This is a genomic window from Maritimibacter sp. HL-12, assembly GCF_900177545.1.
Classification (GTDB): Bacteria; Pseudomonadota; Alphaproteobacteria; order Rhodobacterales; family Rhodobacteraceae; genus Sinisalibacter.
In genome coordinates this window covers 227,227-247,111 of the sequence record NZ_FXBQ01000001.1, presented here as the reverse complement: position 1 = coordinate 247,111, position 19,885 = coordinate 227,227, and the positions used below count along the sequence as shown (strand labels likewise).

The 19,885-nt window shown below is 66.9% G+C and carries 23 protein-coding genes and 1 tRNA gene; 11 read left to right on the top strand and 13 right to left on the bottom strand.

Annotation, left to right across the window (positions count from 1 at the left end):
* Positions 1-55: 55 nt before the first annotated feature.
* On the bottom strand, positions 56-841 hold the full coding sequence (locus B9Y97_RS01245; RefSeq protein WP_085525051.1) for a hypothetical protein: 786 nt from the start codon (positions 839-841) through the stop codon (positions 56-58).
* A gap of 192 nt (positions 842-1,033) precedes the next feature.
* Here B9Y97_RS01245 and infC point away from each other — a divergent pair, with 192 nt between their 5' ends.
* Complete coding sequence (gene infC, locus B9Y97_RS01240; RefSeq protein ID WP_217809469.1) at positions 1,034-1,579, top strand: translation initiation factor IF-3; 546 nt, start codon at positions 1,034-1,036, stop codon at positions 1,577-1,579.
* A gap of 99 nt (positions 1,580-1,678) precedes the next feature.
* On the opposite strand, the gene B9Y97_RS01235 is transcribed toward infC, so the two are convergent.
* From B9Y97_RS01235 to B9Y97_RS01215, 5 genes are all read right to left on the bottom strand, one after another.
* Complete coding sequence (locus tag B9Y97_RS01235; RefSeq protein ID WP_085525049.1) at positions 1,679-2,500, bottom strand: ferredoxin--NADP reductase; 822 nt, start codon at positions 2,498-2,500, stop codon at positions 1,679-1,681.
* Positions 2,501-2,567: 67 nt separating this feature from the next.
* Positions 2,568-2,987, bottom strand: a complete 420-nt coding sequence (locus B9Y97_RS01230; protein ID WP_085525048.1) for a DUF934 domain-containing protein — start codon at positions 2,985-2,987, stop codon at positions 2,568-2,570.
* The gene (locus tag B9Y97_RS01225; protein ID WP_085525047.1) at positions 2,984-3,709 is read right to left on the bottom strand and encodes a phosphoadenylyl-sulfate reductase; all 726 of its coding nucleotides are present in this window, start codon (positions 3,707-3,709) and stop codon (positions 2,984-2,986) included. Before B9Y97_RS01225 ends, B9Y97_RS01230 begins: the two co-directional genes overlap by 4 nt.
* Positions 3,699-5,339 (bottom strand): nitrite/sulfite reductase, encoded by a 1,641-nt coding sequence (locus tag B9Y97_RS01220; protein ID WP_085525046.1) that lies wholly within the window; start codon positions 5,337-5,339, stop codon positions 3,699-3,701. The genes B9Y97_RS01225 and B9Y97_RS01220 overlap by 11 nt, the downstream gene beginning before the upstream one ends.
* Positions 5,332-5,637 (bottom strand): DUF2849 domain-containing protein, encoded by a 306-nt coding sequence (locus tag B9Y97_RS01215; protein ID WP_085525045.1) that lies wholly within the window; start codon positions 5,635-5,637, stop codon positions 5,332-5,334. The genes B9Y97_RS01220 and B9Y97_RS01215 overlap by 8 nt, the downstream gene beginning before the upstream one ends.
* 152 nt (positions 5,638-5,789) lie before the next feature.
* On the opposite strand from B9Y97_RS01215, the gene B9Y97_RS01210 reads away from it, so the two are divergent.
* Positions 5,790-6,251, top strand: a complete 462-nt coding sequence (locus B9Y97_RS01210) for an Lrp/AsnC family transcriptional regulator (protein WP_085525044.1) — start codon at positions 5,790-5,792, stop codon at positions 6,249-6,251.
* A 9-nt stretch (positions 6,252-6,260) separates the two neighbouring features.
* Here B9Y97_RS01210 and B9Y97_RS01205 read toward each other — a convergent pair whose 3' ends face one another.
* Entirely contained in the window at positions 6,261-6,764 is a 504-nt protein-coding gene (locus B9Y97_RS01205) for a Hint domain-containing protein (RefSeq protein ID WP_085525043.1), read from the bottom strand.
* Between the two features lie 149 nt (positions 6,765-6,913).
* On the opposite strand from B9Y97_RS01205, the gene B9Y97_RS01200 reads away from it, so the two are divergent.
* A tRNA-Leu gene (locus B9Y97_RS01200) sits at positions 6,914-6,998 on the top strand.
* A gap of 449 nt (positions 6,999-7,447) precedes the next feature.
* Positions 7,448-8,779: a trigger factor gene (tig, locus tag B9Y97_RS01195; protein ID WP_085528037.1), complete on the top strand. Its 1,332-nt coding sequence runs from the start codon at positions 7,448-7,450 to the stop codon at positions 8,777-8,779.
* A gap of 197 nt (positions 8,780-8,976) precedes the next feature.
* Here tig and B9Y97_RS01190 read toward each other — a convergent pair whose 3' ends face one another.
* From B9Y97_RS01190 to rpsF, 5 genes are all read right to left on the bottom strand, one after another.
* Positions 8,977-9,462 carry a lytic transglycosylase domain-containing protein gene (locus tag B9Y97_RS01190; protein ID WP_085525042.1) on the bottom strand — a complete coding sequence of 162 codons (486 nt, stop codon included), beginning with the start codon at positions 9,460-9,462 and terminating at the stop codon, positions 8,977-8,979.
* A 93-nt stretch (positions 9,463-9,555) separates the two neighbouring features.
* Entirely contained in the window at positions 9,556-10,764 is a 1,209-nt protein-coding gene (locus B9Y97_RS01185) for a cytochrome P450 (protein ID WP_085525041.1), read from the bottom strand.
* 114 nt (positions 10,765-10,878) lie between these two features.
* Positions 10,879-11,493, bottom strand: coding sequence for a 50S ribosomal protein L9 (gene rplI / locus B9Y97_RS01180; RefSeq protein ID WP_085525040.1), 615 nt, complete (start codon positions 11,491-11,493; stop codon positions 10,879-10,881).
* 11 nt (positions 11,494-11,504) lie between these two features.
* Positions 11,505-11,732, bottom strand: coding sequence for a 30S ribosomal protein S18 (gene rpsR, locus B9Y97_RS01175; protein ID WP_085525039.1), 228 nt, complete (start codon positions 11,730-11,732; stop codon positions 11,505-11,507).
* A gap of 17 nt (positions 11,733-11,749) precedes the next feature.
* Positions 11,750-12,145 (bottom strand): 30S ribosomal protein S6, encoded by a 396-nt coding sequence (gene rpsF, locus B9Y97_RS01170; protein WP_085525038.1) that lies wholly within the window; start codon positions 12,143-12,145, stop codon positions 11,750-11,752.
* A gap of 241 nt (positions 12,146-12,386) precedes the next feature.
* On the opposite strand from rpsF, the gene B9Y97_RS01165 reads away from it, so the two are divergent.
* The 7 genes from B9Y97_RS01165 (at position 12,387) to B9Y97_RS01135 (ending at position 18,412) form a co-directional block, all read left to right on the top strand.
* On the top strand, positions 12,387-13,010 hold the full coding sequence (locus tag B9Y97_RS01165) for a hypothetical protein (protein ID WP_085525037.1): 624 nt from the start codon (positions 12,387-12,389) through the stop codon (positions 13,008-13,010).
* Between the two features lie 75 nt (positions 13,011-13,085).
* On the top strand, positions 13,086-14,027 hold the full coding sequence (gene fabD / locus B9Y97_RS01160; RefSeq protein WP_085525036.1) for an ACP S-malonyltransferase: 942 nt from the start codon (positions 13,086-13,088) through the stop codon (positions 14,025-14,027).
* Positions 14,028-14,104: 77 nt separating this feature from the next.
* Positions 14,105-14,842 carry a 3-oxoacyl-[acyl-carrier-protein] reductase gene (gene fabG / locus B9Y97_RS01155; protein WP_085525035.1) on the top strand — a complete coding sequence of 246 codons (738 nt, stop codon included), beginning with the start codon at positions 14,105-14,107 and terminating at the stop codon, positions 14,840-14,842.
* A 180-nt stretch (positions 14,843-15,022) separates the two neighbouring features.
* Complete coding sequence (locus B9Y97_RS01150; protein ID WP_085525034.1) at positions 15,023-15,256, top strand: acyl carrier protein; 234 nt, start codon at positions 15,023-15,025, stop codon at positions 15,254-15,256.
* A gap of 231 nt (positions 15,257-15,487) precedes the next feature.
* Positions 15,488-16,144 (top strand): HigA family addiction module antitoxin, encoded by a 657-nt coding sequence (locus tag B9Y97_RS01145; RefSeq protein WP_085525033.1) that lies wholly within the window; start codon positions 15,488-15,490, stop codon positions 16,142-16,144.
* 95 nt (positions 16,145-16,239) lie between these two features.
* Positions 16,240-17,259: a fatty acid desaturase gene (locus tag B9Y97_RS01140; RefSeq protein ID WP_369596646.1), complete on the top strand. Its 1,020-nt coding sequence runs from the start codon at positions 16,240-16,242 to the stop codon at positions 17,257-17,259.
* Positions 17,260-17,263: 4 nt separating this feature from the next.
* Positions 17,264-18,412, top strand: a complete 1,149-nt coding sequence (locus B9Y97_RS01135; RefSeq protein ID WP_085525032.1) for a DUF2235 domain-containing protein — start codon at positions 17,264-17,266, stop codon at positions 18,410-18,412.
* Between the two features lie 127 nt (positions 18,413-18,539).
* Here B9Y97_RS01135 and serS read toward each other — a convergent pair whose 3' ends face one another.
* A complete protein-coding gene (serS, locus tag B9Y97_RS01130; protein WP_085525031.1) occupies positions 18,540-19,832 on the bottom strand; it encodes a serine--tRNA ligase in 1,293 nt (430 codons plus the stop codon).
* Between the last annotated feature and the right edge of the window lie 53 nt (positions 19,833-19,885).

The window sequence follows — 19,885 nt, the reverse complement described above, 5'->3', positions numbered from 1 at the left end:
GCGCCATGGCAGGTGCAACGCGCCCCGGGATCGCCGGGGCGCGTGCGGTTCGCGGTCAGAGGCCCATCGCCCGCCGGACCTGTTCGATCACGGCCTCGATTTCTTCCGGGCTGTCGCCCGCGTTCTCGACGGCCGATGTCAAAAGAGTTTTCTGCTCGTCGCTCAACGCGCTGTCGTCAATCCTCGCGGCGAGTTCCTCGGCATCGAAGTTTTCCACCGTCAGCAGATCCTCGATCGGGGTTGCCGCATCGTCGGCCTCGGAAGCCATCTCGGTGGTGGCGTCCGCGGCACTGTCTGCGGCCTCGTCTGCGGCCTCTTCGGCGGCATCCATCGTGTCGGTCGCCGTATCGTCCGCGGTGTCCATCGCATCGTCCACGGCCTCGCCAGTGGTTTCAGCCGCGTCGTCGGCGGTGTCGGTCGCGGTCTCTTCTGCCTCGCCGACCTCTTCGATGGCGTCGTCCACGGCCTCGCCAGCGGCTTCGGCCGCTTCGTTGGCGGTGTCGGCCGCGGTATCTGCCGCGTCGCCGACCGCGTCGCCAGCCTCGTCGATGGCTTCGTCCGCGGCCTCGGCCGTGTCTTCGGCAGTGTCGGTCACGGCGTCGGTGGCGCTGTCCATCGCGTCGGAGGCACCGTCAAGCAGACCGCTGTCTTCGGCGGGTGCGGGCTCGGCTTCGGGCTCTGGCATTGTATCCGTGGCGGGTGCGTTGTCGGGTTCGGCAGCCTCAGGCGATTCCAGCGTGGTCGTATCGTCGCCCAGCTTGGCGTCCTGCGTGGACCACCAGGCGTAACCGCCGATGCCGACGGCGATCAGCAGAATGATCGTTATCCACATCTTGTTCATCTTGGCGTCCTTTCATGTCCGGGCTTGTCTCAAGCCCGCGTTACTGCCCTATTCAGGTGGTCCGGTTGCGGGCAAAGCACAAGGGGAGTTGGCCAAGTCCCTTCTCCCCGGCAGAAATCGGCTTGAAAGGGGCGGGGCGGCGCTTTACGTTCCGCAGCCGAAGCCTTGCGAAACCGAAGAAGGAACGCGACCATAGCCCGCAGACCCCATAATGCCCCGCCGACGCGCGACACAGGCCCCCGCGTCAATGAACGCATCCGCTGCCCGGAGATCCGGTTGATCGGAGCCGAGGGCGAAAACCTCGGCGTCGTCACGCCCGAGCACGGTCGGGAACTGGCCGATCAGGCAGGGCTTGATCTTGTAGAGATTTCACCGAACGCGACGCCGCCAGTCTGCAAGATCATGGATTTTGGCAAGTTCAAGTATGAAACCCAGAAACGCGAGGCCGAGGCGCGCAAGAACCAGAAGACGATCGAGGTCAAGGAGGTCAAGTTCCGTCCGAACACCGACATTCATGACTACGACGTCAAGATGCGCAACGTCGTGCGGTTTCTCGAGAACGGCGACAAGGTGAAGATCACCTTGCGGTTTCGCGGCCGCGAGATGGCGCACCAGAACCTCGGGCGCGAGTTGCTTGAGCGCGTGGCTGAAGACATCAAGGAACTCGGCAAGGTCGAGAACATGCCGAAGATGGAAGGCCGCCAGATGATCATGATGATCGGTCCGATCTCGCGCTGATCACTTTCGAGCCTGTCGGCAAGAAAAAACCCCCGCCTTGGCGGGGGTTTGTCTTTTTGGGCAGCGGAGCAGGGCGGGGATCGCCCCGGCCCGCCAAGGTCAGTCGACGAAAGCCTTCTCGACCACGTATTCGGCTGGCTCGGAGTTCGCGCCCTCGTTCAGGCCCCAACCTTCAAGGATTTCCTTCATGTCGAGGTTGAAGGCGAGCGAGCCGCAGATCATGCCGCGGTCGGTGGCCGGATCGAGCTTGTCGATGCCGAGGCCGAGATCGGCGAAGACCTTGCCGGAGGCGAGGTTATCGGTGATCCGGCCCTGGCGCGGGAAGGCTTCGCGCGTGGTGGTCGGGTAATACTTCAGCTTGTCGCCGATGAATTCACCGATCAGCGGGTCGTCGGGCAGACTTTCGACGAGGTGGCGGCCATATTCCAGCTCGGCCACGTCGCGGCAGGTGTGCATCATGATCACCTCTTCGTAGCGCTCAAAGGTGTCGGGATCGCGCATCAGCGAGGCGAAGGGGGCAATGCCGGTGCCGGTGGCGAAGAACCACAGCCGCTTGCCGGGCAGGAGCGCGTCGAGCACCAGCGTGCCCACCGGCTTGGGCCGCAGGATGATCTCGTCGCCCGCCTTGATGTGCTGGAGCTTCGAGGTGAGCGGGCCGTCCGGCACCTTGATCGAGTAGAATTCCAGTTCCTCGTCCCATGACGGCGAGGCGATCGAGTAGGCCCGCAGGAGCGGTTTGCCGTTGTCTCCCATCAGTCCGATCATCACGAATTCGCCGGACCGAAACCGCAGCGACTGCGGCCGCGAACAGCGAAAACGGAACAGCCGGTCGGTGTAGTGTTCGACCTCCGTCACGGTCTGGGCATCGGGCAGGGTGGGCACGGGCTTGGTCTTGATCTCGGTCACGGGTTTCACATCCATAAGGGTGGCGGGGCCGAATGGCCCCGCCGTTTCCGGATTTCCTATATATGAAATGCGGGATTGAGGTCTAGCCACGCAACCGCGACTGATGGTCATAGTTGCGCCAGTCCGCGCGAAACAGCCACTGCGCTTCGGGCTGCCGCCGGGCGAGGGCGTCGGTGATCTCGACCTCGTCGAACCCGGCGCGGCGCGCCATCGCGTATTGATCGCTGATCAGGCCCGGCCCGGCCCGCAGCCGACCGGCAAAGCCGGCCAGCCGGAGCGAGCGGGCCACGGTGAAGCCGCGTCCGTCGGCGAAGCTGGCAAAGGCGATGCGGATCATCGGGGCGGACAGCAGCAATTCGCGGTGTTCGGCGATCTCGTGCACCGGGTCGAGGTCGAGCGCGCAACCGGCGCAGCCTGCCCCGGCGAGCGCGCCCTCCAGGGTCTGGAAGCCGCCGGTCCAGTCGTCCGGGCCGAAGCCGCGGTCGGTGACGATGATGCTCATGTCCGCACTGCCTTTCCGTTTATGAAATGTATCCCGCATTCGGTCTTGTCGGCACCGCGCCAGCGGCCTGCGCGCGGGCTTTCGCCCGGCCGCGCGGGCGAGGTGCAGGGCGCACAGCCGATCGAGGTGAAGCCCTTGGCCTCCAGCGGATGCCGGGGCAGGTCATGCGCCGCCATGTAGGTGGCGATCTCGCGCGACGACCAGTGCGCCAGCGGGTTGAGCTTGAGCCGCGCGCCATCGGTCTCGGCCAGGTCGAGCGCCACGCGCTGGCCGCCGTGGATTCGCTTGCGCCCGGTGATCCAGCCGTCGAACGGGGCGAGCGCGCGGGCCAACGGCTCGGTCTTGCGCAGGGCGCAGCAGCCGTCGGTATCGGCGAGGTGCAGGAGCCCGTCGGTGTCGCGGGTGAGCAGCGCCACCGGATCGGGTTTGACGACCTGCAGGTTGGAAAGCCCGAGCCGCTCGGCCACCCGGGCCTGGTAGGCCGGGGTTTCAGCCATCAGCATCCCGGTGTTGACGAACAACACCGGCACCGCCCGGTCGATGCTGGCGGCCATGTGCAGAAGCACCACCGATTCCGCCCCGAAGGACGAGACCAGCGCGATCCTGCCGTGATGGGTCAGGGCATGGGCGATCACGCCGCAGGCGTCTTTTGGCCCGAAACGGGCGTTGATCTCGTCCGCCGTGGTCTCGGCGGCGCTGCGGGCAGGGGCTTCAAACGGCATCTGATGTCTCCTCGTAGAGCGCGGCAACGAAGGGGTCCGGCCCGGTCCGCGCAAGCGTCTCGGCAAAGGTTTCGCCGGGCAGGCGCAGGGCAAGGCTGGCGCGCACTGCACGGTCGATCGCGGGCACGATCTCGTCGGCCCCGAAGCCGGGCCCGGTGCGGCGGCCAATCGCCATGTCGGTGCCCGGCCGTCCGCCGAGCGTGACCTGGTAGCTCTCGGCCCCGGCCTTCTCGAGCCCGAGAATGCCGATATCGCCAAGATGGTGGTGGCCGCAGGCGTTGATGCAGCCGGAAATCCGGATGTTGAGCGGTCCGGTTTCGGCCGCGATGTCTTCGATCCGCCGGGCGATCTCCTGCGCAACCGGGATCGAGCGGGCAGTGGCGAGCGAGCAGTAATCGAGACCGGGGCAGGCGACGATGTCGGTGCCCAGCCCGGCATTGGCGGTGGCCAGCCCGGCTTCGCGCAAGCCGGCGTGCAGCGCGGGCAGATCGGCGCGGTGGACATGCGGCAGGATCAGGTTCTGATCGAGACCGGCGCGGATATCGCCATGGCCGAACCGTTCGGCCAGATCGGCCACCACGCGCATCTGCGCGGCGCTGGCGTCGCCCGGCACGCCGCCCACGGGTTTCAGCGAGATGATCGCGATCGCGTGGTCGGCGCGCTGGTGGGCGCGCAGGTTGATGTCGGCCCAGGCCCGAAACACCGGATCGGCGGTGCGGGCCTCATCGAAGGTCGCGGTGCTGCGCGCGGCGAAGCCGGGTGCCGCGAAGCGGGTGCGCAGTTCGGCGAGCACCTGCCGGTCGGCTCCGGAAAAGCTCGGCCGCAGCGCCGCGAACCGGCGTTCGACCTCGGCGGTGAATGCCGCGAGGCCTTGTTCCTGCAGGGTGATCTTGATCCGCGCCTTGTACTTGTTGTCGCGCCGGCCGGCGAGGTTGTAGCTGCCGAGCACGGCTTCGAGATAGGGCAGCAGATCGGCTTCGGGCAGGAAGTCGCGCAGCACTTGCCCGACAAAAGGGGTGCGCCCGAGCCCGCCGCCGGCGAGAACCCGGTAGCCGCGTTCGCCGTCTTTCTCGACGATCCGGACGCCGATATCGTTGGCGGCGGTGATCGCGCGGTCTTCCGGCGCGCCGGTGACCGCGATCTTGAACTTGCGTGGCAGGAACTGGAACTCGGGGTGATCGGTCGACCACAGCCGGATCAGCTCGGCCACCGGGCGCGGATCGGCGACCTCGCCCGCGCCTGCTCCGGCGAAGGGGTCGGCGGTGACGTTGCGGATGGTGTTGCCCGAGGTCTGGATCGCGTGCAATCCAACCTCTGCGAGCCGCGCCAGCATGTCGGGCACGTCGACCAGCCGGGGCCAGTTGAACTGGATGTTCTGGCGGGTGGTGAAATGGCCGTAGCCCCTGTCCCAGCGCTCGGAAATCTCGGCCAGCGCGCGTAACTGGTCGGGGCGCAGGCTGCCATAGGGCAGGGCGACCCGCAGCATGTAGGCGTGAAGCTGGAGGTAGAGCCCGTTCATCAGCCTGAGCGGGCGAAACTCCTCCTCGGTCAGCGATCCGTCGATCCGGCGCGCCACCTGTGTGCGAAATTCCTCGACCCGGCGGGTGAGGTAGTCGTGACCGTCAAGCATGGTTTTCCCCCCAGCTTGCCCGCGCCGGTGCCGAGGGGCCGCTGGCGCGGAAGTGTTCGCGGATATGGGCGGGCCGGGGGCCGGATGCGCCCGGCTCGGCCGGTGCGATATAGGCCCCGACGGCGCGGCCGGGTTGGGCCTCGATGTGCGCCAGCCGGGTTGCGGCCCGGGCCTCGTCGGTGATCAGGTCGGCATCTTCGGGCCGTGCCACCCAGGAATCGTCGGACGCGAGGTAGATCACCGCGCCGGTGATCAGGTCGTTGGCGCTGACGAGGCCGGGGCGAAATCCTTTGGCCATGGGTCTGTCTCCGGTTCGCTTGGTATCTTGCTTCGACCAAAAAAATAGAACAATGTCCCTGTATTGCACCAGTATCCGCAGCGAAAAAGGACGTTGTTTCGCCATTGGCGGTTGGGTAGAACCAATGCTCCACCGAAAGGGAGACATGAAGGATGGAACCGCGCCTCGACACGATCGACCGAAAAATCCTCGCCGAGCTGCAGGTCGATGCCAGCCAGTCGCTCGACGCCATTGCCGAGAAAGTCGGCTCGTCGAAAACCCCGGTCTGGAACCGGATTCGCAAGATGCGCGAGGCGGGCGTGATCGGCCCGCAAACGGTGATCGTGGACGCCGAGAAGCTCGGGTTCGATGCCTGTTTCTTCGTTCTGGTACGCACCTCCGAGCACGAGGCGGAGTGGCAGGCCGCCTTCCTGCGCGCGCTCAAGGCGCGGCCCGAGGTGATGGAAGCGCACCGGCTGGCGGGCGAGATCGACTATATCCTGAAAGTCCGGGTCAAGAACGCCCGCGCCTATGATGCCTTCTACCAGGCGCTGATCTCGGAGGTGAAGATCTTCAACGTCACCGCCTTGCTCTCGATGGAGGAGATCAAGTTCAGCACCGCGCTGCCGCTCTGACCGGGCCGCTCAGGCGCGGGCGCGCGCGGGCATCCGGGCACTCACCACCCGGTATCGGCCGCCGGCGATCTGGACGAGGTGCTGGCAATCGTCGAAATGCAACTGGAACAGTCGCAGCGTGCCCTCGCCGCCGAGCCGGGCGATATGCGCACCATCGGCAAGGCGGGCAAATTCCACCAGCGCGCTGGGCTTGCCGAACAACGCCGGGGCGCGCCAATCGCGCAGCAGGAGCCGGGTGTGCGCCGAGATCAGGAAATCGCGCCCGGCGCCGATCGGATCGAGCACCGAGGGGCGCACCCGCACCACCTCCGCGCGCGGCACGATCCGGGTGACGATCCGGGCAAGCGGGATCGCGCCCCGGTCATAGGTGACGACCTTGTCGCCGGGTTCGAGGAACTCGACCGGCAATTCGCCATCGGTGGTCAGAACGCCGGTGCCGGGGGCGAGGCCCGAACGGCAAGACGGTATTGCAACGCGGAATGACCGCGCCTGCCCGGAAGAAGCCTGGGACATGGGATACCTGCTCAATGTGCCTGTTTTCTTTTTTCTCACAGGCTAGCCCAAAAAACCGTTAACCGCATCCGTTTTTTGCCGGGTTTTGCCCGGTGGACCCCACAATCCCCCTCGCGCGCGCGCCGGACGGGTGCTAAACCGCGCCGCGTGCGGGTGTGGCGGAACTGGTAGACGCACCAGATTTAGGTTCTGGCGCCGCAAGGCGTGGGGGTTCGAGTCCCTTCACCCGCACCAAGCCCGGTTTTGCCAAGGGCAAAATCTGTGCCCCGACAGGCGATTTGCGAAAGCAAATCCGCCGAGAGGGTGCCCCGACCTTCCAGCGGCAGCGCCGACTGCCAAATGGGGGTTGGGCCGGGACAGCAACGGCGATGGCCGGGTCGACCGGCCCTCCCTTGACGACAGCCCGTGGGCGGTTTGTCCGATGGGCCTCGTTCGATCTGACGGCGAACTTCGAGCAGGTGACGGGGGCCGCCGAGGCCTGCGACCTTGGCCCGGACGGGATCGAAAGCCGCCCTTGAGGCAGGCACTCGGCCGACACCCGGCAAGAACCGCCCCGCTTTGTGGCCGTGCGGCTCGATTCACCCCTTGCACCCCTTGCCACGCGCGACCGTGGCCCATAGAAGGGCGTGAATTTTCACGCGCGTCGCAGGGGCGCCGCGCCCGACGAGATGAAGGACCAAACGATGTCTGTCACCGAGACTCTGAACGATGGCCTGAAGCGCGGCTACCAGCTCATCATCACCGCCCAGGAGCTGGAAGGCAAAGTGCACGAGAAGCTTGAGGAGGCCCGTCCCGAGATCGAGATGAAGGGCTTTCGCAAGGGCAAGGTGCCGCTGCCGCTGCTGAAGAAGCAGTTCGGCCAACGCCTGCTGGGCGAGGCCCTGCAAGAGACGATCGACGGCGCGATGAATGCCCATTTCGAGGCGTCGGGCGACCGTCCGGCGATGCAGCCCGAGGTCAAGATGACCAACGAGGACTGGCAAGAGGGCGAGGACGTTCACATCGAGTTGTCCTACGAGAAGCTGCCCGAGATCCCCGAGCTCGACCTCTCCGGCGTGACCCTCGACAGGATGGTGGTCAAGGCCGGTGACGCCGAGATCGACGAGGCGCTGACCTCGCTCGCGGAAAACGCGCAGAACTTCGAAGACCGCAAGAAGGGCACCAAGGCCAAGGACGGCGACCAGGTGGTGTTCGATTTCGTCGGTCGCATCGACGGCGAGGCCTTTGACGGCGGGTCTGCGGAAGATTTCCCGCTGGTGCTCGGCTCGGGCCAGTTCATCCCCGGCTTCGAGGAGCAGCTCGTCGGCGTGAAGGCGGGTGAGGAAAAGGATGTGACGGTGAGTTTCCCGACCGACTACGGCGCTGCCGAACTGGCCGGGAGGGAAGCGGTGTTTTCCTGCACGATCAAGGCCGTGAAAGCCCCGAAAGCTGCCGAGATCGACGACGATCTGGCCAAGCGCTACGGTGCCGACGATCTGGCCGCGCTCAAGGCGCAGGTCGCCGAGCGGCTGGAAGCGGAATACACCGGGGCTGCGCGCGCGGTGATGAAGCGTGGGCTGCTCGACAAGCTCGACGAGATCGCCAGCTTCGATCTGCCGCCGTCGCTGGTCGAGGCCGAGGCCAAGCAGATCGCCCACCAGCTCTGGCACGAGGAGCACCCGGAGGTGCAGGGCCACGATCACGGCGAGGCCGAGGTCACCGAGGAACACACCAAGCTGGCCGAGCGCCGGGTGAAGCTGGGCCTGTTGCTGGCGGAGATTGGCCGCAAGGCCGAGGTCGAGGTGACCGACGCGGAGATGACGCAAGCGGTGATGAACCAGGCCCGTCAGTATCCCGGTCAGGAGCGTGCCTTCTTTGATTTCGTCAACCAGAACGCCCAAATGCGCCAGCAGATCCAGGCACCGATCTTCGAAGACAAGGTGGTTGATCACATCTTCGAACAGGCGACGGTGACCGAGAAGGAAGTGTCGAAGGAAGACCTCGAAAAGGCCGTCGAGGCGCTCGACGAGGAGTGATTGCCGCGTATCGCGCGACAGAATTCGGGGCCGTCCTGCGGGGCGGCCCTTTTTTGCGCGGTCAGCGGCGGTGTTTGCGAACGGAGCGCCTTCGGCGCGCAGTTTTGATTGCGTTCAGGCCACGCAGGCCCCCGGGGGGCTTTGCCACCCCGGATCCCCCCAAGGTATTTTTGGACCCAAGAAGACCGGCGGGGTGATCAGGTTCTGAGGCCGGTTTCTTCCAGCAGCCCCAGCCGCTTGGCCTCGTAGTAATAGCCGCGGGCATACCATTTCATCGCCGCGGCCTTGTCGCCACCGGACACGATCCAGGCACCGCGCAGGTATTTGACCGCGAATTCAAGGTTCACGTCGGGGTCGAGCAACTCCTGCGGCGGGCCGCGGTGGCCCATGGTGCGCGCGGTTTGCGGCAGGATCTGCATCAGCCCCCAGTAGGGGCCGTTGCGTGCGCCGGGGCGGTGGGTGCTTTCGCGCACGATCTGGGCATGGACGAGATCGCGCGGCACTTCGTAGTGATCGGCCCACTTGTTGATCAGGCGGCGCAGAGCGGGGGTTTCGTTCGGGTAGAGCGCAGGCTCGGCCCCGGCGGTGGATTTGCTGGCAGCGGTGAAAGGACCGCGCGCGCAGGCCCCGAGGCTGAAGGCAAGGCCGAGGCCGAGGGTGGCGCGACGCGTGATCTGCGGCATGGGCGGCTCCGGTCTCTTCGATCTGTTCGGCCAAGCCTGCGCGAAAACCGCGCGGCGGGCCAGCCCGGGGGTTTCGGCTCGGCGTTCCGCCGCCTATCGGGTGGTGACGGGAAAGCCGGTGAAACCGCGGAACCTCGCGAGGCCGAGACGGGTGCGCGCGCCGGCCGGGGCGAGGTTCGGGAACCGGTCGACCAGCTTGCCGATGGCGATCCGGCCCTCGATCCGGGCCAGCGTGGCGCCGAGGCAGACATGCGGGCCGGTGATGAAGGCGATCTGGCGGTTGGGTTTGCGCGCGATGTCGACCCGGTCGGGATCGGGGAAGATCGCCGGATCGCGGTTGGCGGCGGCGATCGAGGTGTGGATGTAGGTGCCTTTCGGCAGGGTGCAGTCCTCCAGCTCGATCTCGGCCCCGGCGCGCCGGTTGCCGATCTGGAGCGGGCTTTCGACCCGAAGGAACTCCTCGACGGCGGAGGTGATGAGGCCGGGATCGTCCTGCAGGCGGCGGTGCTGGTCGGGGTGGTCGAGCAGCGTGCCGACGGCGTTGCCGACGAGGCTGGTGGTGGTCTCGTGCCCGGCGTTGAGCAGGAAGATGCAGTTCTGGATCAGCTCTTCCTGGCTCAGACGGCGGCCCTCGTGTTCGCCGAAGATGAGGGCCTCCAGCACCTCGCCCTGCGCGGCACCGTCGGGGTTGGCGCGGCGATGGGTGATCAGGTCGTCGAGGATCTCGGCGAACTCGGTCACCGCGGCATTGCCCGCGGCGAGCCTCTCGGGCGGCACCACCGGGTCGAGCGCGCCGAGAATGGCGACGGAGTAGCCGCGCAGCTTCGGGCGGATCTGGCCCGGTACGCCGAGCATGAAGGCGATGATCTCTGTCGGCAGCACCTTGGCGAAATCCTCGATCATGTCGAAATCACCCATCTCGGCGACGCGGTCGATGAGCCGGTCGACGATGTCGTCGATCAGCGGCTCGAACTCGGCGAGCTTGCGCGGGGTGAAGGCGGCGGCGAGCAGCTTGCGCACGGTGCTGTGATAGGGCGGGTCGTTGAACACGAGGCTGGTGGTATGGTGCCGGTGCAGCGGGCAATCGCCGAACTTGGCGGCGAACTCGGTGGTCTTGTCCGACAGCATGTCGCGCGACTGGTAGACCTTGAGCACGTCGGCGAAGCGGGTGAGGAAGACCGAGCCATCGGCGTTGCGGTGCACCGGGTGCGCCGCGCGCAGCCGGTGCAGGGTGGGATAGGGATCGGCGATGAAATCCGGGCCGATCCGGTTCAGGTCGAAATCCTCTGTGATGCTGGTCATGCGCGCGCCCTCCCGGGCCGAAGGTAGGCGGTGAAACCCCGATCGGGCAAGTCGCCACGAAAAACGCCGCGCGAGGGGGCTCGCGCGGCGCTTGGTAACTGGCTGAAGTGAAGATTACGCGTCCTTCGCCTCGTCCTCTTCGATCGCTTCGGCGAGATCCTCGTCTTCCGAAGTGGCCGCGCCGATATCGTCGAACAGCTCGGCGATCTCGAAATCGGCCGCGGCCTCTTCCTCGGCCGCGAGTTCCTGGATCGACTTGCCCGAGGCCTGAAGCTCGGCCTCTTCCGGCGAGCGGGCGACGTTGAGCTCGATGGTGACCATCACCTCGGGGTGCAGGTGCACCTCGACCTCGTGCAGACCAAGGCTCTTGATCGGCTGGCGGATCAGCACCTGTTTGCGGTCGAGCGTGAAGCCCTCCTCGGTGGCCACCATCGCGGCGTCGCGGGTGGTGACCGAGCCGTAGAGGTTGCCGCCGTCCGACGCCGAGCGAATCACGACGAACTGCTGGCCGCCGAGTTTTGCGGCGAGCGCGTCGGCTTCCTTCTTGGATTCGAGGTTGTTGGCCTCGAGTTGCGCCTTCTGGACCTCGAACTGGTCGATGTTGGCCTTCGAGGCGGTGAGCGCCTTGCCCTGCGGCAAGAGGTAGTTGCGGGCGTAGCCGGACTTGACGTCGACGACGTCGCCCATCTGGCCGAGCTTGGCCACACGTTCGAGCAGGATGACTTGCATGATGTCTCTCCTTACTTCACGGCGTAGGGCAGAAGCGCGAGGAAACGCGCGCGCTTGATGGCGCGGGAGAGCTCACGTTGCTTCTTGGCCGATACGGCGGTGATGCGGGACGGCACGATCTTGCCGCGCTCGGAAATGTAGCGCTGCAGGAGCCGGGTGTCCTTGTAATCGATCTTGGGCGCGTTGTCGCCGGAGAACGGGCAGACCTTGCGACGGCGGAAAAACGGTTTCGTAGCCATGAGTTGCTTTCCTTCTCTCAGCGGTCGCGACGTTCGCGGCGTTCGCCACGGTCACCGCGATCCCCGCGGTCGCCGCGATCACCACGTTCGTCGCGTTTCTGCATCTGCACCGAGGGACCTTCCTCGTGGCCGTCGACCTTGATGGTGAGCACGCGCATGACGTCGTCGTGCAGCCGCATCAGGCGTTCCATTTCCTGCACCGCGGCGGAGGGCGCGTCGGTTTTCAGGAAGGCATAGTGGCCCTTGCGGTTCTTGTTGATCTTGTAGGCCATCGTCTTGACGCCCCAGTACTCGGCATCGACGACGGTGCCGCCGTTGTCCTTGAGCACGGTGCTGAAATGTTCGACAAGGCCCTCGGCCTGCGCGTTGGAAAGATCCTGACGCGCAATCATGACATGCTCGTAGAGCGCCATGCTTTCTCCAGTTCTGTTCAGGCGCGCTTCAAAGGGCGGGCGGATCCTTCCGCGCCCACCCACGAGAGGCGTCGCGGTTCATCGTCTTGCGGAAGGACGGGGCCTTATACACCCTGCGCCCCACGATGCAAGGGCGGCGACCCCGACCGGAGGAATTCGCGAAAATTTCAGGCAAGTGCCGCATTGCTGCCCGTTTTGGGCGAAACAACTTGAGGTGGATGGACAGAGAAAGGGGGTCGGCATGACCTTTTTGACCGGAGATTTCAGCCACGACCGACGCCCCTCGAATTCCGCGGCCGAACCCGGCCCGGTGCTCGACGAGACCCATTGGGGCTACACGATCCGCGATCAGGACGCGGAAGGCGGGCTCCGGTTGATGTGGCTGGCCATGGGGCGCTTTCTGGGCGCGATCCTGCTGATGGTGGCGCTTGGCTTGTGGATTCTGCCCGACAGCGTGCACAGCCCCGATCTGTTCACGATGAAACTGGCGGCGATGGTGATGTTCACCGTGATCGGCGGGGCGCTGGTCTGGACCGCGCGGCCACCGCGCCACCTCGAATTCCAGATCGACACGCTGCGCGGCGAGGTGCGGATCGGCCACCGCGATCTGCGCGGCGGCTTTCGGCTTTCGAGCCTGGTGAAGTTCGACAAGGTCGCCTCGGTCTACCTGTTGCGGGCCAAGGATCGCAGCCAACCCACCCGGCTGTTTCTGCGGATGCCGGGCGAGAGCGGTGCGATCGAGGTGGCGCGCGGGACAGAGGCAGGGCTCGAACCCCTGCGCCTGCGTCTGACCGGCGATCTTGCCGGCCGCCCGCGCAAGACCATCGGCCAACAGCTTTCCCGGCATGGGTTCGTCGCCGCCTGAGCGGTTCGCGGGCATACTTTCCTTTTTGTCCGTGCCGCGCTATCCCCGTCGCCGAAGCAGACCGAGGGAGAGGGCATGGGCCGCGCATTCGTATTTCCGGGGCAGGGGGCACAGGTGATCGGCATGGGCCGGGCACTGGCCGAAAACTGGGCCGAGGCCCGCGCGGTGTTCGATGAGGTCGACGAAGCGCTGGGCGAGAAGCTTTCCGCGCTGATCTGGGACGGCGAGCAGGAGGCGCTGACCCTCACCGAGAATGCGCAACCCGCGCTGATGGCCACCTCGCTGGCGGCGGTGCGCGCACTTGAGGCCGAAGGGGTGACGGTCGAGGCGGCCAGCTTTGTTGCCGGGCATTCGCTCGGGGAATACTCCGCCCTTGCCGCCGCCGGGGCGCTCACGATTTCCGACACCGCCCGGCTGTTGCGCACGCGCGGGCTGGCGATGCAGAAGGCGGTGCCGGTGGGCGTCGGCGCGATGGCCGCGCTGCTCGGGCTCGATTTCGAGACCGCCCGGCAGATCGCCGAGGAGGCCGCTCAAGGCGAGGTTTGCCAGGCCGCGAACGACAACGACCCCGGTCAGGTGGTGGTCTCGGGTCACAAGGCGGCGGTGGAGCGCGCGGTGGATCTGGCCAAGGGGCGCGGGGCCAAGCGCGCCGTGCTGCTGCCGGTCTCGGCCCCGTTTCATTGCGCGCTGATGCAGCCCGCCGCGGAGGCGATGGCCGAGGCGCTGGCCGGGGTGCGGATCGTCGCGCCCAAGGTGCCGCTGGTGGCCAACGTGCGGGCGGAAGCGGTCACCGACCCCGACACCATCCGCGCGCTGCTCGTCGACCAGGTCACCGGCTCGGTGCGCTGGCGCGAGAGCGTGCTGTGGATGAGCGCGCAGGGCGTCACCGAAGCCTGGGAAATCGGCGCAGGGAAGGCGCTTTCGGGGATGATCCGGCGGATCGACCGCGAGATCGGCGTGCGCAATATCGGCACGCCCGAGGAGGTTGCGGCGGCCGTCGAGGCGCTGAACGGTTGACTTCGGGGCCACGGCGCCGCGCCGCCGAACTGCCGCCCCGCGCCGGGCGGCTTCGCGAAATGGACAAAGGAGATCACATGTTCGATCTGACAGGAAAAACCGCGCTCATTACCGGTGCCTCGGGTGGCATCGGCGGGGCGATCGCCACGGCGCTGCACGGCGCGGGCGCGACCGTGGGGCTTTCGGGCACCCGCGTCGAGCCGCTGGAAGCCCTGGCCGCCGAGCTTGGCGGCCGTGCCTACGTGCTGCCCTGCAACCTCTCCGACCCGGCCGAGGTCGATGCCCTGCCGAAAGTGGCGACCGAGGCGATGGGCGGGCTCGATATCCTCGTCAACAACGCCGGGATCACCCGTGACCAGGTGTTCATGCGGATGTCGGATGACGACTGGCAATCGGTGCTCGACGTCAACCTCACCGCCACGATGCGGCTCTGCCGGGGCGCGATCCGCGGCATGATGAAGGCGCGCTGGGGGAGGATCGTGAATATCTCCTCGATCGTCGGTGCCACCGGCAACCCCGGCCAGGCCAACTACGCCGCCTCCAAGGCCGGCATGGTGGGGATGACCAAGTCGATCGCCTACGAGGTCGCCTCGCGCGGGATCACCGCCAACTGCGTCGCCCCCGGTTTCATCGCCACGGCGATGACCGACAAGCTCAGCGACGACCAGAAGGCCAAGATCAACGCCCAGATCCCGGCCGCGCGCATGGGCAGCCCCGAGGAAATCGCCGCCGCGGTGCTCTACCTTGCCTCGCCGGAAGCGGCCTATGTCACCGGCGCGACGTTGCACGTCAACGGCGGGATGGCGATGCTCTGAGGCGTTCCGGCGGGCTTCGGGCCGCGCCCGGACAAAGCATTTGCCCCCGGGGCACTTTGTGCTAAAGGGAGCGCAGAATACGCCCGGGCTCCGCCGGGCCGCCCGGGTTTTCCGGGGCAACGAAGTGGCCCCAGGGCCTGGAAACTTGGCCAAGTGCCTGAAAAACTGTGAGGATCTAATATGAGCGACGTCGCAGATCGCGTGAAGAAAATCGTTGTCGAGCACCTCGGCGTGGAAGAAGACAAGGTGACGGAATCGGCCTCGTTTATCGACGACCTCGGCGCCGACAGCCTCGACACCGTCGAACTTGTCATGGCATTTGAAGAAGAATTCGGCATCGAGATCCCCGACGATGCGGCGGAAGGCATCCAGACCTTCGGCGATGCGGTGAAGTTCATCTCCGACGCTGCCTGAGGCGCATTGGTCCGACGGGACCAGTTGGATAGATTTGAGAACGGCGTCCCTTCGGGGGCGCCGTTTTTCATGGAGAAACCGGCTGATTCCCTCACGCAGATCCGGCGGATTGGAACGATGTTCCGGTTTCGCGCAGTGTGCTGGTCCGCCGTTGTGCCCCGGTTCCGGCCTTCGGGCGGACATTTTCCCGCCCCGCGCGCTATCACGCCTGCACGTTCACAGGAGGCAGCCATGGCCCAAACACCCGCAACCGATCCCGTCGCCGTGTCGCCCGAGACGGTATCGCGCTGGCTCGAAGACGGCGACATCGTGCTCATCGACGTGCGCGAGACCAAGGAATACGATCTCGAACACATCGCGGGCGCGCTGCTCCTGCCGCTTTCGAGCTTCGAGGCGGAGGTGTTCCCGGTGCTCACCGACAAGACCGTGGTGCTGCATTGTGCCATCGGCAAGCGCTCGGCTGCGGCCGGGCGGATGTTGATCAAGGCAGGCCATCAAGGGGTGATGCACATGGAGGGCGGGTTGACCGCCTGGAAGGCGGCGGGATTGGCCGTCGAGGAGGCGATCGTCGAGCCCGAAACCGCGCCGAACGTGGCCCCGCTGTTTCTCTGCCCGACCCCGGGCGCGGTGCTGCGCGAGGAATACCTCGCCCCCGCCGGGCTGACGGCGGAAACGCTCGCGGCGGAGATCGGGGTGGCGGTCTCGACCCTCACCCGTTTGACGGCCGGTGAGCGGGCGGTGGATTCGGAACTTTCGCTGCGTCTTGCGCGCTATTTTTCCACTGCCGCCGACTTCTGGCTGCAACTGCAGATCGAGCACGATATCGAGCGCACCCGGCACGCGCTGGGCGAGACGATTCGGGCCGCGATCCGCCCGCGCGCCGCCTGATCACCGCCAGCCGCTTGCGCGGCGGGGCCGGTTACCATTATTCTGTTGCAAACCATCGCTAGACTCTTGCCCGGCCCGTCGGTCGGGCTTTGGCCATGGAGAGTGCTGTGGAATCTGGTATCGAGCTGCGCAAGGCGCTGCGCGCCTTTGCAAACAAGGACAACCGGCTGGCCTATGCCAGCCTGTTGGGAAATCTCGCGGTCTATGCCGCCGCCGTTGTCGTCTCGGTCATCGCGGTCGACCGGGGCCTTTGGCTGGTCGCTGGGCCGGCGGTGATCGTGCTCGCCTTCGCCGGGGTGCGGCTCTACGTGCTCCAGCACGACCTCGGCCACCTTTCGCTGTTCGAAACCCGGCGGCAGAACGAGGTCTGGGGCCACGTGGTGTCGCCCTTCACGATGGCCGCCTACCGTCAGATGCGCCACAACCACAACCTGCACCACGCCTATGTCGGCGATCTCGATGCGCGCGAGACCACCGAGATCAACACCATGACGCTCCGCGAATGGACCCGGTCGGGGTTCTGGAAGCGGCTCTACTACCGGCTCTACCGGCATCCGCTGGTGCTGATCCCGGTGGGCTCGTTCTACACCTATTTCATCGCCTACCGCTGGCCGAAGAACGCCGCCAGGGTGGGGCTGGGCGCAATCCTCGCTCATAACGCCGCCCTGATCGTCTATTTTGCCGCACTCTATGCCTTCGCGGGCTGGGCGGGCGTGCTCACCGTGGCGCTGGCAATCTGGATCGGCGGCATGCTCGGCGTGTTCCTGGTCTACCTCCAGCATAATTTCGAAGGCACCTGGTGGGATCGCCGCCCCGAACTCGACCCGTCACGGGCGGCGATCCAGGGCGGCTCCTGTCTCGATTTCGGCTGGTGGTTCGACGAGGCGGTGGCCAACATCACCAAGCACGATATCCACCACCTCGTCGCCTCGATCCCGTCCTACCGGCTGCGCGCGGCGCATAGGGAACTGGAAAAGACCCACGATCTGCGCCGGATAGGGTTTCGCGAGGCGCTGCACGCCTTCAGTCTGAAGCTCTGGGACGAAGACGCCGAGGCACTGGTGCCTTTCCCGAAAAACCCGGCGCGAAAGCCCGCAACCGCGCACGCGGCATGAGGGCGTGAAACGCATCGCGATCTTCTGTGACGGCACCTGGAACCGGGCTGACGCCGCAACGCCCACCCATGTCGTGCGGCTGGCGCAGGCGGTCGCGCCGGTGGCCGCGGACGGCGCGCCACAGGTGGTGCTCTACATCCCCGGTGTCGGCATCGGGCAGGGCGTGACGCGGCTCGCCCGGCTGTCCGACCGGATCATGGGCGGGGCCTTCGGCTGGGGCCTCGATACCCGGATCGTCGAGGCCTACCGGTCGCTGATCTTCACCTTCGAGCCGGGCGACGAGGTATTCATCTTCGGGTTTTCGCGCGGGGCCTATACCGCGCGCTCGCTCGCGGGCCTGATCCGCAGCGCGGGAATCCCGCCGGCAACCGCCACCAGCCGGATCCCGGAGGCGATGGAGATGTATCGCGCCCGCGGGTCCGAGACCCACCCCAACAGCGAAGCCTCGATGCTGTTTCGCGCAAGCCTTTCGCCGGACACCCCCACCAGCGGGCAGGAACGCGACTGGCGCGAGGCGCGCGGGATGAACGATCACCCGGCGCTGCAAATTGCCTATCTCGGGGTCTACGACACCGTCGGCGCGCTTGGGTTGCCGGGATTTCTCGGCGCGCTGCCCCGGCTGCTGAACCGGCGCTACGCCTTTCACGACATGGAGCTTTCAAGCTCGGTTCGCGCGGCGCGCCACGCTGTGGCGGTCGATGAGCGGCGGCGGCATTTTCCGCCTGCGCTGTGGTCGAACCTCGCCCGGCTGAACGGCGCGCAGCTGGGGGCGGCGGCGCGTTACCGGCAAGAGTGGTATCCCGGCAACCACGGCATCGTCGGCGGCTCTGGCCGGGTGCCGGAGTTGTCGGCCTTCGCCACCGAATGGATCGCGGCGGGGGCCGGGGCCGAGGGGCTGGCCTTCCGCCCCGACCGGCTGGCCGCCCTCACCGATTGCGCCGACGCGCGCGCCGACGACCAAGGCGCGGCGCAGCGTCCCGCGATGTCCAACCTTTGGGGGCTGTTCCTGGCCGACCGGGTGTTGCCGGAAGATCCCGGGACCGGCGCGCCCGATCCCGCGACGGTGAGCGCCGCCGCGCGCAAACGTCTGAGGCGCACCGACTGGCGGCCGCCGACGCTGGCACCGGTGCTCGATGCCCTGACCGGCGCGTGACCGAACCCGGCCGTGCCCGGCCAGATCGCGCCGACCGGGACCATCCTTTTCCTGGATCAAATACTCCGGGGGGATCGGGGGGCGGGCCCCCCGCCCCGGGTCGGCCCGGGCGCAGCCCGGGGCGAAATCAGGCCAGGCCGCCCTCGGCGGTGAGCCGGGTCTTGCCGCCGAGCCAGGGCGAGAGGGCGGCGGGCAGGGTGACCGAGCCATCGGCCTCCTGGCCGTTCTCCAGCACCGCGATCAGGCAGCGCCCGACGGCGAGGCCGGAGCCGTTCAGGGTGTGGAGATACTCTGGTTTCGCGCCGGGTTCGGGGCGAAAACGCGCGTTCATCCGGCGGGCCTGGAAATCGCCGGTGGTGGAGACCGACGAGATCTCGCGGTAGCTGTTCTGCCCCGGCAGCCAGACCTCGATATCATGGGTGCGGCGCGCGCCGAAGCCGGTGTCGCCCGAGCAGAGCCGGACCGTGCGGTAGGGCAGGCCGAGACGTTCGAGGATATCCTCGGCGCGGCGCGTCATCGCCTCGTGCTCGTTCTCGGACTGGTCGGGGGCGGTGATCGAGACCATCTCGACCTTTTCGAACTGGTGCTGGCGCAGCATGCCGGCGGTGTCTTTCCCGGCGCTGCCCGCCTCGGAGCGGAAGCACTGGGTATGGGCGACGTAGCGCATCGGCAGATCGCCCGCCTCGACGACCTCGCCATTGACGAAATTGGTCAGCGTGACCTCGGCGGTGGGGATCAGCCACCAGCCTTCGCGGGTCTGGTAACTGTCTTCGCCGAACTTGGGTAACTGCCCGGTTCCAAACATCATTTCCTCGCGCACCAGCACCGGGGTGATGGCTTCGGTGAGGCCGTTCTCGGTGACATGGGTGTCGAGCATGAACTGGGCCAGCGCGCGGTGGAGGCGGGCGACGGCGCCCGAAAGCACGGCGAAACGGGAGCCCGAAAGCTTGGCGGCAAGCTCGAAGTTGAGCCCGGCGCGGGTGGCGGCAAGCTGGTAGTGTTCCACGGGCGTGAAATCGAAGGCGCGGGGCGTGCCCCAGCGGCGGATCTCGACGTTCTCGGTCTCGTCCGCACCCTCGGGCACGTCGTCGGCAAGGATGTTGGGCAGGCCCATGAGCAGCGCGGCGAGGGCGGCGTCCTTCGCCTTGGCTTCGTCGTTAAGAGATTGAACTTGCGCCTTTTTGTCCCCCACCAGCGCGCGCAGCCGCTCGAACTCGGCGTCGTCGCCGCGGGCCTTGGCCGCACCGACTTCCTTGGCCGCCTTGTTGGCCTCGGCCTGCGCCGCCTCGGCTTCGGTGATCGCGCCCCGGCGGGCCTCGTCGAGGGCCAGAACCTCCGCCGATACGCCGGATAGACCGCGCCGCGCCATGGCGGCGTCGAAGGCGTCCGGGTTGTCGCGGATCAGGCGGATATCGTGCATGGTCTGGCCCCTGGTTCAGGTTCGCGCGCGGTGAGGTATGGCAAAAAGCCCGG